Origin of the sequence: Halolamina sp., assembly GCF_036626355.1 — an archaeon.
Classification (GTDB): Archaea; Halobacteriota; Halobacteria; order Halobacteriales; family Haloferacaceae; genus Halolamina.
In genome coordinates this window covers 1-10870 of record NZ_JAZKRY010000093.1, presented here as the reverse complement: position 1 = coordinate 10870, position 10870 = coordinate 1, and the positions used below count along the sequence as shown (strand labels likewise).

Sequence of the window (10870 nt, the reverse complement as noted above, 5' to 3'; positions counted from 1 at the left end):
AAGCGTAACAGCTTACCGGCCGAGGTTCGAGGCGCCGAAAATGATCGGGGCTCAAGTCCACCTCCGAGACCTAGCGGTGCCGTGAGTAACGGCAATCCTGTAGGTTGGCACTCTGGACGGATGGAAGCATGGGTGAGGACTCGTGTGGACCGTTCAGTGAAGAAAATCCTAGTCATAGTAGCAGCGAAAGTCGGGTGCGAACCCCGACGGCCAGAAGAGTAAGGGTTCCTTGGCACTGTCAATCAGCCAAGGGTTAGTCGATCCTAAGGCCCCCCGTAAGACGAAGGGGTCGAACGGGTAGCTGGTTAATATTCCAGCACTATCGTGCATTGAAACCGACACTTCCGGAAACATCGAGCTGGGCCTTCGCCCAGTCGAATCGAGGAAGCTCGTGGACGCCGTAACGGCAAGAAGCGAGCGAAACTCGAGACAGCGCGAGTCGATGGTACCAGGAGTCCGTGAAAAGGGAGCACGATATTCGTACCGAGATCCGACACAGGTACTCTGCCAGAGCAAGGCGCGGCCTGTCGGGACAACCGACGTTAGGGAATTCGGCAAGTTAGTTCCGTACGTTCGCAATAAGGAATGCCTGCCCCACACGGGGCAGGTCGCAGTGTCTTGGGCGCTCCGACTGTCTAGTAACAACACAGGTGACCGCAAATCCGCAAGGACTCGTACGGTCACTGAATCCTGCCCAGTGCGGGTATCTGAACACCTAGTACAATAGGACGAAGGACCCGTCAACGGCGGGGGTAACTATGACCCTCTTAAGGTAGCGTAGTACCTTGCCGCTTCAGTAGCGGCTTGCATGAATGGATCAACGAGAGCGCCACTGTCCCAACGTTGGGCCCGGTGAACTGTACGTTCCAGTGCGGAGTCTGGAGACCCCCAAGGGGAAGCGAAGACCCTATAGAGCTTTACTGCAGGCTGTCGCTGAGACGTGGTCGCTACTGTGCAGAATAGGTAGGAGGCGTTACACAGGTACCCGCGCTAGCGGGCCACCGAGCCAGCCGTGAAATACTACCCGGTAGTGACTGCGACTCTCACTCCTGGCGGAGGACACCGGTAGCCGGGCAGTTTGACTGGGGCGGTACGCGCTCGAAAAGATATCGAGCGCGCCCCAAGATTTCCTCACTCGGGTCGGAAACCCGAGGAAGAGCGCAAGAGCAAACGGAAGTCTGACAGTGTCATTCCCAACGAGTGACGCTGACGCGAAAGCGTGGTTTAGCGAACCAACCAGGTTCCTTGATGGAACCGGTTGCTGACAGAAAAGCTACCTTAGGGATAACAGAGTCGTCACCCGCAAGAGCACATATCGACCGGGTGGCTTGCTACCTCGATGTCGGTTCCCTCCATCCTGCCCGTGCAGAAGCGGGCAAGGGTGAGGTTGTTCGCCTATTAAAGGAGGTCGTGAGCTGGGTTTAGACCGTCGTGAGACAGGTCGGCTGCTATCTATTGGGGGTGTTATGGTACTTGACGAGAACGATCGTATAGTACGAGAGGAACTACGATTGGTGGCCACTGGTGTACCGGTTGTTCGGAAGAGCATTGCCGGGCAGCCACGCCACACGGGGTAAGAGCTGAACGCATCTAAGCTCGAAACCCACTTGGAAACGAAGTACCGTTGAGGACACTCGTAGAAGAGGAGTTAGATAGACTCGGGATGTACGCGCCGAGGCAACGAGGCGTTGAGTCCGCGAGCACTAACAGTCCGAAGCCATCATTCATCCGGTAATCAGAATCTGCACTGCGCCCGTTTAACGGGTCCAGGTGCGAACTGGACTACGCTTATTTCATACGGTCACGCGGACCGTTCGACCGAGGCTGGTGTAATCGTGGTTCGATTCCACGACTCGGCGTGACGGCCAGAGCGGTGAGGAAACACCCGTACCCATCCCGAACACGGAAGTTAAGCTCACCCACGTGTCAGCAACTACTGGCGTGCGCGAGCCGCTGGGAACGCTGGTTCGCCGTCTTCCATTCATTGCGGTTTTTCATACTTTGAGAGCGTGCGGTGCAGTTTCAGATGCGCTCGGCCGGTCGGTCCGCCGAGCGAAAGCGCCGGATTACGGTACGCTTAAACGATTGAACCGACTACGTTCGAGTGCGCCAAGGTGGCAGAGTTCGGCCTAACGCAGCGGCCTGCAGAGCCGCCCATCGCCGGTTCAAATCCGGCCCTTGGCTTTCTCTGACGAACGAGCCAGAGCAACGAGAGCTACGCGTACGGTTCGATCCAGGAGCAAGCGGCAGCGACACGGCCACGTTCGAACTCGGCCACCATGTTCCTCCGCTCAGGACTCAGGTGCGACGGCCTCGACCTCGATTTCGAGACACAGATCGGGAGCAGGCAGCGACGCGACTTCCAGCAGGGTTGTCGCAGGCCGGACATCGTCGAAGAACTCCCGGTGAGCACGGCCGATCGGTTCCCAATCGTCGAAATCCACGACGTACACCCGGGTCGACACAACATCCGTCGGGCCAGCATCGAGGGCCTCGAGTGCATCGTCGACGACGCCGAACACGTATACCGCCTGTTCGTACGGATCGTTCGGGGCGACCGTCTCACCGTCCTCGACAGCGGCGGTGCCGGAGACGCGGATGGTCTCCCCTACGCGCACGGCTCGTGCATAGCCGAACTCCTCCTCCCAGTCGGTCCCACTGGCATGCTCGACTCGTTGTGGCATGCGATGACATTCCGCTACGAGCTCGTAAACCCCCGTGTTCGTCGGCCCCTCAGATAACCGTCCGCTCGGCGTCAGTGTCACCATCGAACCGATCACTCGACAGGGCAACGATATCGACGAGGCTCGCGTTGCCGTCGAGGATCAGCTCGGCGACGAGGATGCCGACGGCGGGGGCGTGCATGAAGCCGTGACCGGAGAAGCCAACTGCGTTGACCAGCCCTGGCAGAGTCTCTTCGATAACGGGGTTGGCGTCTGGCGTTACCGCGGAGAGCCCGGTAATGGTGTCCCGAACCGTCGACTCCGGCCCGAAGTAACCACACATCTCCGAGACGGCTTCGAACACGTCGAGGCTCCACTGGAGATCGGCTGACTGTGGGAAATCGTCCGGGTCCGCGGTGGGGTGACCGCCAGCGCTGCCCCCTACGGCGGCGAGCCCATCCCCCTCCGGGCGGAAGACCGCGCCGCCGTCCACGTCGATTGTCAGTGGAACGTCGTCGGGAAGCGGCGCCTCAGGTTCGGCGATTGCGAGGCGGTGCAGTTCCGGCGTAATCGGGAGGTCGACAGCTGCCATCGACGCGACCTGCCCGGCCCACGGTCCGGCGGCGTTGACGACGAAGTCGGCGTCGACCCAGTTCCCATCCACGCGGACGCCGGTGACTGCGTCACCCTCGCGCCGGATATCTGTCACCGGGGTCTTCGGTCGGACGTCGACGCCGTGGTCGCGCGCAGCACTGGCGTAGCCTTGCAGGCTCAGATACGGGTCGACGAACTCGTCTTCGGCGTTGTACGCCGCCCCGATGTACCGCCCGTGGTGGAGTTCCGGGCAGTGTTCGCGGGCGGCTTCCGCAGAGAGGTACGTCGAGGGGACGCCGCGGTCGTTCTGCATCGCAACGTTCTCTCGGAGCGCGGCTGCGGTGGCTTCCTCCCGGGCCAGAAAGAGGTAGCCGACCCGGCGTCGCCGGATGTCGACCCCGAACTGCTCCTCGAAACCGTCCCAGACGCGCTTGCTGGCGAGCGAGAGGTCGACATTCACCCGCGTCGAGAACTGGGAGCGAATGCCGCCACCGCTGCGGCCTGTGCTCCCAGAGCCCAGGGTGCCCTTTTCATAAACCGTCACGTCGGCACCCCGTGTGGCGAGCTCGTACGCGCTGGCCATGCCGACGATGCCGCCACGGATAACCGCGACGGAGTGGCTCGTATCATTCTACTCGGTTGCGGTGGCTTGAAACTGTGGCCCCACCACCGACTCGCGGTGGTGGCGTGGGGCTCGCGCTGCACTTCCACAACGCGAAGGCCGAACTGGGCCGGCCCTTGGACACGACTGATGAACGGGGTGGCCGGGCTGAGCGAGGAGGGAGCGGCTCAGAGGTCGTAGAGCGATCCGTACTTCTCAGTGACGTCGTCGATACCGCGGTCGACTCCCTCCAAGAGGAGCGCTGGCTGGACGCGGCAGGGTTGCTCGAAGAGCGGTTCACGGAACCGACGATCTGTGCGACGGAGGTCCCCAGCTACGAAGTCGAGCCCGAGTACGGAAACGGCCGGCACTTCGCGGCCTGTCACTTGAACGCCCCACCGGACGGCTCTGGATCGTGAGCCTCCTCGAGAGTCGGACGGCCGTCGTTACGGGCGGCGCCTCCGGCATCGGCCGCGGCATCGCGCTCGCGTTCGCCGAGCACGGCGCCGACGTCGTCGAGGGCCACGCAGTAGACCGGGCGCAACAGGTCGGCACAGAGGCGGGCGTCCGCTTCGGGCTCGTCGAGCCCGCTAGTCAGCGTGACGAAGTTCTCCCCTTCCAACTCGAGAGAGGTCGTGGTCCGCGACGGTGTCCGCCAGTGCGCCTCGCTGTGCTGACGTGATGCGCGTGAGGTTGTGGGTCTCGTCCAGAGATGGCGACGACTCCGTCTTCGGCTGTATGCGCAGAAACTCGTCGTAGTAGTTCTCCCCGACCGATTGAACACCTGTGTCCGCTCGTCTACGATATCGTTACTGCCACGAGCCATATCCGTGGAGAGAGACGCTTCTGGTACGGCATCACATGGCTACTTACGTAGTTTACTCTGACAGCGGTTATGCGAAGCCTACCGCGGGTCCGTACCCAGCTGCTCCCACCCGATACATCGCCGACGGCCGCGACAGGGCTGTTGGTTGTGCCCGTCTGCCGCCCCCGAAAGAGGAACCGTTTTCACGCCGGGTCTACCTATGGCCATGCATGCAACGACGCGCTGTGGCAGTCTTCACCGCCTTCTTCGTCATCGTGGGGGCGCTGTCGTTCGGGCTCGTGGTTACAGCCGAGTCGCCACATCTGGACGCCGACGGGCAGGAGCTACAAGCCGGAGATAGCGTGACTGTCTCCGGCCAAGAGTACACCGTCGACTCCGTCGACGTGTCCGAATCCGAAGGCGACGGACACGGCGGTGGCGGCGACACCACGTACGAGGCCGTCTTCGAATGGACCAACCCGGACGCCCAGTACACCGAGAGCTGGGCGAAAAACGACACCGTCGAGTTCGACAACGAGACGTGGCGCGTGCTCGTCGCCGAGGGCGACGACCCCGCCTCGTTCACGCTGGAACAGGTCCTCGACAAGGAGACCATCCTCGCGGATGACCCCGATGCCGACAATGAGACGGTGATGTACGAAGATGAGGCCCACGTCGTCATCGAGGAGGACGGCGAGCAGACGCTCGTCCCGGCCGACGAGTACTTCCCGGAGCCCGAGACCCGAGAGTACAGTGAGAGCGAAACCATCGACTACAACGGCAACGAGACGACTATCGACACCGTCACGACCGATGCCGTCGAACTGAACTGGACCGCGCCCGAGACGATGTCCACCTCGGCCGGCCAGCGCGGGAACGTCACGCTGGGCGACCAGACGTTCTTCGTCGAGTTCCTCGACGAGAGCACGATCCTGCTCTCCGACGACTTCGAGGCACTCAACCAGCACAACGAGGCGACACAGACCTACACCTACCACAAGAACGGGCTCTGGGGCGTCACGCTCCTGAGCGGCGCAACGGCCGTTCTCCTACTCGGCATGGCGTACATGCCGTCGCGGTACTGAACCCCGACCTTTTGCTGCGGGCCGGCGAAGCCGGCCCTGGCAAACGCTCGACCAAAAGCCGGCGTCGGACTCTTCGAGGCCTCCTTGGCCCGCTCGCTCCCTTCGGTCGCTTGCGGCGAGTAAATGGTCTCTACTCCGAATCACCCAGCGATTCTGAAAAGAGAACTCCCGTTTCCGACAGCTGCTACTCCCCGTCCCCGAACAGCGCGTCGTGGAAGTAGTAGTGATAATGCCGTCGACAGCCGGGGTTGAACGCGGCACCGCAGTCCGGACAGCGGTCCTCGCAGTCGACGTACGCCTGCACGGTCAGCAGGTCTCCACAAACGCCACAGAGCACCGCCGGTGCGTCGGCGTCGTCGGTACCCCACTGCCGGGGCTCGTGGTCGGCGACCGCTTCGTGGCATTCGAAACAGGGGGAGAACGTCCCACAGCAGGGGAACCGGATCGCGATGACGTCGACGTCGCTCCCGTAGTGGCGACAGCGCGTCTCGGGGCCGACGTCGACGCCGCGGACTTCGTGACCGTGGACGCTGGGCATGGGTTCAGTGCGGGGGCGAGGAGGAAGGGTCTGACGGGATACTGGCATGCCGGTAACCGCTCAGTCAGCGGGACGCCGAGTCGTTGTCGACCTACTCCTCGCCAGCCGGTTCCGACTCCTCGCTGTCCGGCTCCTGGTCGGCTCGTTCCTCGGTATCGACCGCGGATTCACTGTCCGCTTCGTCCGCTCCCGCCTCGATAACCGAACTCTTCCACGTCCCGCGGGTGAACCACACGGCAGCGGCGATGGCGCCGATGATCTGTCCGACAGCCATCCCGATCCAGATGCCCGCCGGCCCCATCCCCTGCAGGAACGAGAGGACGTAGACGATTGGCACTCGGCCGAGCCAGAGGGCGACCAGCGAGAACGCCAGCGCCGTCTTCGTGTTGCCCGCGCCGCGGTAGGCACCCAGCACGACCTGGAGGATGCCAATAAACGCGAACTCGAAGGCCCGAACGCGGAGATACTCCCCGCCGAGTCGGATGGTCTCGGCAGCGGCCTCCGTCCCGGTGCCGATGAACAGCCCCACCGCCGGCTCGGCGAAAAGCACCGTCAGGACGGCGACGCCGAGCATCGTCCCCGCAGCGACTTTCGCCGCCAGCTTCACCGCCCGCTCGGCGCGGTCAGGCTTCCCGGCGCCGAGGTTCTGCCCGACGATGGTGTTCGTCGCCCGGCCGAGCCCAAGCGCGGGGAGAAAGACCAGCGAGGTGAGCCGGTTTCCCAGGCCGTAGGCCGCGACGACTTCGGGTTTGAACGTGACGACCATCGCCGTCAGCGTGATGAACCCCAGCGCGGAGGCCGACTGCTCCAGCGCCGAGGGGACGCCGAGTCGGACGATTTTCACGATATACTCGAGCCGTGGGCGGAAATCCGCGAGAAAGACGTCGGGGCCGGCGTTGGTGCCGAACAGGACGTAGAGGCCGAGCAGCGTCGCGACCCCGCGGGAGCTGATGGTGGCGACCGCCGCGCCGGCGACGCCGAGGCGGGGGACCGGCCCCCAGCCGAAGATGAGTATCGGATCGATGACGACGTTGATGCCGACGCTGACGGCCATGATGAGCATCGGCGCGCGCGTGTTGCCGTAGCCCCGCATCAGCGCCGAGAAAACGAAGTAGCCGAAAAGAAACGGGAGGCCGAGGAAGAACACCTCCATGTACTCGGCGGCGAGGGGCACCACCTGGCCCTGCGTGGCTGGCGAACTCGGGAGCACTCCGAGCAGCGCGTCAGTGAGGAAGAAGCCGAGAACGCCGACGACCACCGCGATGGCGGTGATGAAAGAGAGCGTCTGGCCGGCGACGGTGCCGGCCGAGCGCTCGCTTTTCGCGCCGGTGTACTGAGCGACGAGCGTGCTCCCCGCGACGGTGAAGCCGCCGCCGACGGAGATGAAGAGGAAGATGAGCGGGAACGCGAGGGAGATGGCGGCGACGGCGTCGGTCGAGAACTGCCCCAGCCAGAGCGTGTCGGTGAGGTTGTACGCGACCATCAGCAGCTGCGTGGCGACGATTGGCCACGCGAGCTGCAGCATCGGTCGTGCAAGCTCCCCCTCGGTGAGCGAACCGCGGACCTCCGGCGTGGGGCTGGGCACGGGTGGTCAGTCGGCAGCGGCCCGCTTGAACGCGTCGGAAGAAGCAGCCTGGACAGGAACCGGGCGCTCTTAGGGCGCTTCGGCGGTCTCGAGCGTGAAGTCGTCCCGGGGGTAGGCCACACAGGTCAGGGTGTAGCCGTCGTCGATCTCACCATCGGAGAGCATCTCCTGGCCGTCGTGGACGAGGTAGTCCTCGCTGGCTCCCTCTTGAACCTGGCCGGCACAGGAGACACACTGCCCCTGTCGACAGGCGTAGGGGAGGTCGAACCCTTCCTCCTCGCCGGCGTCGAGGATGGTCTCGTTGTTCGGCAGTTCGACGGTTTCGCCCTCTTTGACGAACTCGATTTCGAAGTACTCGACCTCGTCCTCGGGAATCTCGGCGGGGCTGGGTTCCACTTCGCCCTCTTCGGCCCCTTCGAGTTCACCCTCTTCGCCCGCCTCACCGCCGACAGCGACGGCGCCGCCACCGCCGCCACCGACTGCGCGGTTGTGGGGTTCGGCGAAATCAGTCTCGGGCACCGTCGAGGCGCGGTGTTCGAGCAGCTCGTCCGAGATATCCGGGCCGGACTCCCACCCCGTCCCACGAACGAAGTGAAGCACCGCCAGCACCCCGCTGAGGAGGACTGCGACCCCCAGCGCCGTAGTGTTCACAGCCATAGTACGGCTTTCGGTAGCCCGGGTTAAGGTGGTTGTGATTGCTGACGGCCGTTCTCCCCGAACGCGTTCGGGTCACGCGTCGGGCGGGTACTCGATATCGTGGTCGGTCAACAGCGCCGAGAACTTCGCCTCGTCGAGCACGGGGACGTCGTGCTCTGCGGCGTCGTCGCGTTTGGTCTGGCCCGGGTCCTCGCCTGCGACGAGGTAGTCGGTGTTGCTCGACACTGAACTCGTCGCGTTGGCGCCGTGGGCTTCGACGAGTTGTTGGGCTTCGTCACGGGTAATCTCGAGCGCGCCGGTGAAGACGAACGTCAGCCCGTCGAGTTCGTGCCCCTCGATGGACTCCTCGGCGCTCTGGGGATCGACGCCAGCCTCACGGAGGCGCTCGATCACCCGACGATTGCGCTCGTTGGTGAAGAACTCCACAACGTGGCTGGCGACTGTCGGGCCGAACCCGTCGACCTCACGGATCTGTGCCTCGTCCGCCGCGAGCAGTGAGTCGAGCTCACCGAACGCCCTCGCGAGGTCGTCAGCCATCGTCGGCCCGACGCCGGGCACGCCGAGTGCGGAGATGAACGCGCCCAAGTCGGGGGGTTTCGACGCCTCGAGCTCCTCGAGCAGGTTCTCGGCGCTAATCTCGCCCCAGCCTTCCAGGTCGGTCAGCGCCGATTTCGTGAGGTCGTAGAGGTCGGCGACGGAGTCCTCGATGAGCCCCTCGTCGACCAGCTGTTCTGCGGCCTCCTCGCCCAGCCCTTCGATATCCAGCCCGCGGTCACTGGCGTAATGCTCGACGGCGCGTTTCAGCTGTGCGGGACAGGAGATGCCGCCCGTACAGAACCGGAGCGGGCCGTCGGCCTCCACCTCACTTCCACAGACCGGGCACTGGTCTGGGAGCTCGAAATACCCGTCCGAGTTGGACTCGAGGACCTCCGTGACGTACGGAATCACGTCGCCGGCGCGCTCGACGCGGACCACGTCGCCGACGCCGATGCCACGCTCGGCGATCTCGTCCTGGTTGTGGAGGCTCGCACGCGAGACAGTGACGCCGCCGACGTCGACCGGGTCGAGCAGCGCGACCGGGGTGAGTCGCCCGGTTCGACCCACCTGTACGACGATATCGGCGATGCGGGTCGCCTCCCGGCGGGCGGGGAACTTGTAGGCGTACGCCCAGCGGTAATGTCGGGAGGTGGTGCCGAGCGCGCGACACTGCTCGCGGTCGTTGAGTTTCACCACCGTTCCGTCGATCTCGTAGTTGAGGTCGTCCCGAAGTTCGAGCAGCTCGTCGCGGTAGTCGATCGCCTCCTCGATATCGTCGATGAGGCGGTGGCGTTCGTTCACCCGGAGCCCCCAGTCGGGGAGCTGCTGGTGTTCCGCCCAGTGGGTGTCAAGTCCGTCGAGCTCTCCCGCGCCGGCCGAGGCGTCCTCCTCGTCAGGCTCGGCCGGCCCGACAGCCTCGACGCTGTCGACCGGTTCGTGGCTCGCCCAGAGGACGTCGTAAAAGAAGCAGTCGAGGGGACGCTCGGCGGTGACGGATGGGTCGAGCTGTCGGAGGCTCCCCGCGGCGGCGTTGCGCGGGTTGGCGAAGGGCTCTTGGCCCTCCTCGATGCGCTCGCGGTTGTGCGCCTGGAACCCGTCGAGGGGCATGTGAATCTCCCCACGGACCACGAGCACTGCAGGCGGGTCGCCCCGGAGCCGCTGGGGAACCGAGGTGATGGTGCGGACGTTCTCGGTCACGTCGTCGCCGGTTTCGCCGTCGCCGCGGGTGGCCGCACGCTCGTAGACGCCATCGAGATACGTGATCTCGATGGAGAGCCCGTCGAACTTCGGCTCGCAGACGTACTCGACGCGTGGCTCCGCACCGTCGCCGCCGATACCGGCTTCCCGGAGCTTCCGATGGATCCGGTCGTCGAAGTCACGGACGTCCTTCGCCTCGCCCGAGGAGTCGAGCGAGAGCAGCGGGACGACGAGGTCGACGTCCTCCAGTTCCTCGACGGGTTCGCCGCCGACGCGCCGGGTCGGGGAGTTCTCGGTGTCGAGGTCGAACGCCGTCTCCAGCTTCTCCAGGCGCTCGAACAGCTTGTCGTACGCCCGGTCGGAGATGACCGGGTCGTTCTCCACGTAGTACCGGTAGTCGTGATAGCGGATCGCCTCCCGGAGCTGTTCGGCTTGCTCGCGGGCTTGGTCCTCGCTCAACTCGCCGGTTGGCGCGAATTCGGTGTCCGGTTGACGGATGTACGGGTTCGAATCGGGCGCCTGGCTCATTGAGTGTCGTTGGGAAGGGGGCGTGAAAACGGTGGCTGTAGTGTGGGACGGTGATTGGCAACCGTCCCACGCTGTCGTGT

Annotated in this window: 8 protein-coding genes, 1 tRNA gene, 2 rRNA genes and 1 pseudogene; 5 read left to right on the top strand and 7 right to left on the bottom strand. The window is 64.4% G+C overall.

Features of this window, described 5'->3' with window-relative positions; translation table 11 throughout:
- From V5A38_RS12870 to V5A38_RS12860, 3 genes are all read left to right on the top strand, one after another.
- Nucleotides 1-1727, top strand: a 23S ribosomal RNA gene (locus V5A38_RS12870); the annotation flags it as partial.
- 130 nt (nt 1728-1857) lie between these two features.
- Nucleotides 1858-1979 (top strand): 5S ribosomal RNA (rrf, locus tag V5A38_RS12865).
- Nucleotides 1980-2108: 129 nt separating this feature from the next.
- A tRNA-Cys gene (locus V5A38_RS12860) sits at nt 2109-2184 on the top strand.
- Between the two features lie 107 nt (nt 2185-2291).
- Here V5A38_RS12860 and V5A38_RS12855 read toward each other — a convergent pair.
- From V5A38_RS12855 to V5A38_RS12845, 3 genes are all read right to left on the bottom strand, one after another.
- Entirely contained in the window at nt 2292-2684 is a 393-nt protein-coding gene (locus V5A38_RS12855; RefSeq protein ID WP_332326161.1) for a RidA family protein, read from the bottom strand.
- Nucleotides 2685-2733: 49 nt separating this feature from the next.
- The gene (locus V5A38_RS12850) at nt 2734-3861 is read right to left on the bottom strand and encodes an FAD-dependent oxidoreductase (protein ID WP_332326163.1); all 1128 of its coding nucleotides are present in this window, start codon (nt 3859-3861) and stop codon (nt 2734-2736) included.
- Between the two features lie 185 nt (nt 3862-4046).
- The gene (locus V5A38_RS12845; RefSeq protein ID WP_332326160.1) at nt 4047-4244 is read right to left on the bottom strand and encodes a hypothetical protein; all 198 of its coding nucleotides are present in this window, start codon (nt 4242-4244) and stop codon (nt 4047-4049) included.
- Nucleotides 4245-4273: 29 nt separating this feature from the next.
- On the opposite strand from V5A38_RS12845, the pseudogene V5A38_RS12840 reads away from it, so the two are divergent.
- Nucleotides 4274-4375: pseudogene (locus V5A38_RS12840) on the top strand (3-ketoacyl-ACP reductase); the annotation flags it as partial.
- 518 nt (nt 4376-4893) lie between these two features.
- Nucleotides 4894-5748 carry a hypothetical protein gene (locus V5A38_RS12835; RefSeq protein WP_332326159.1) on the top strand — a complete coding sequence of 285 codons (855 nt, stop codon included), beginning with the start codon at nt 4894-4896 and terminating at the stop codon, nt 5746-5748.
- 184 nt (nt 5749-5932) lie between these two features.
- Here V5A38_RS12835 and V5A38_RS12830 read toward each other — a convergent pair whose 3' ends face one another.
- The 4 genes from V5A38_RS12830 to ligA all read right to left on the bottom strand — a co-directional run bounded on the left by V5A38_RS12830 (nt 5933) and on the right by ligA (nt 10790).
- Complete coding sequence (locus tag V5A38_RS12830; RefSeq protein ID WP_332326158.1) at nt 5933-6286, bottom strand: CHY zinc finger protein; 354 nt, start codon at nt 6284-6286, stop codon at nt 5933-5935.
- A gap of 91 nt (nt 6287-6377) precedes the next feature.
- Nucleotides 6378-7811, bottom strand: coding sequence for an MATE family efflux transporter (locus V5A38_RS12825; RefSeq protein WP_332326162.1), 1434 nt, complete (start codon nt 7809-7811; stop codon nt 6378-6380).
- 129 nt (nt 7812-7940) lie between these two features.
- Nucleotides 7941-8528 (bottom strand): 2Fe-2S iron-sulfur cluster-binding protein, encoded by a 588-nt coding sequence (locus tag V5A38_RS12820; protein ID WP_332326157.1) that lies wholly within the window; start codon nt 8526-8528, stop codon nt 7941-7943.
- Between the two features lie 72 nt (nt 8529-8600).
- On the bottom strand, nt 8601-10790 hold the full coding sequence (gene ligA / locus V5A38_RS12815; RefSeq protein WP_332326156.1) for an NAD-dependent DNA ligase LigA: 2190 nt from the start codon (nt 10788-10790) through the stop codon (nt 8601-8603).
- Between the last annotated feature and the right edge of the window lie 80 nt (nt 10791-10870).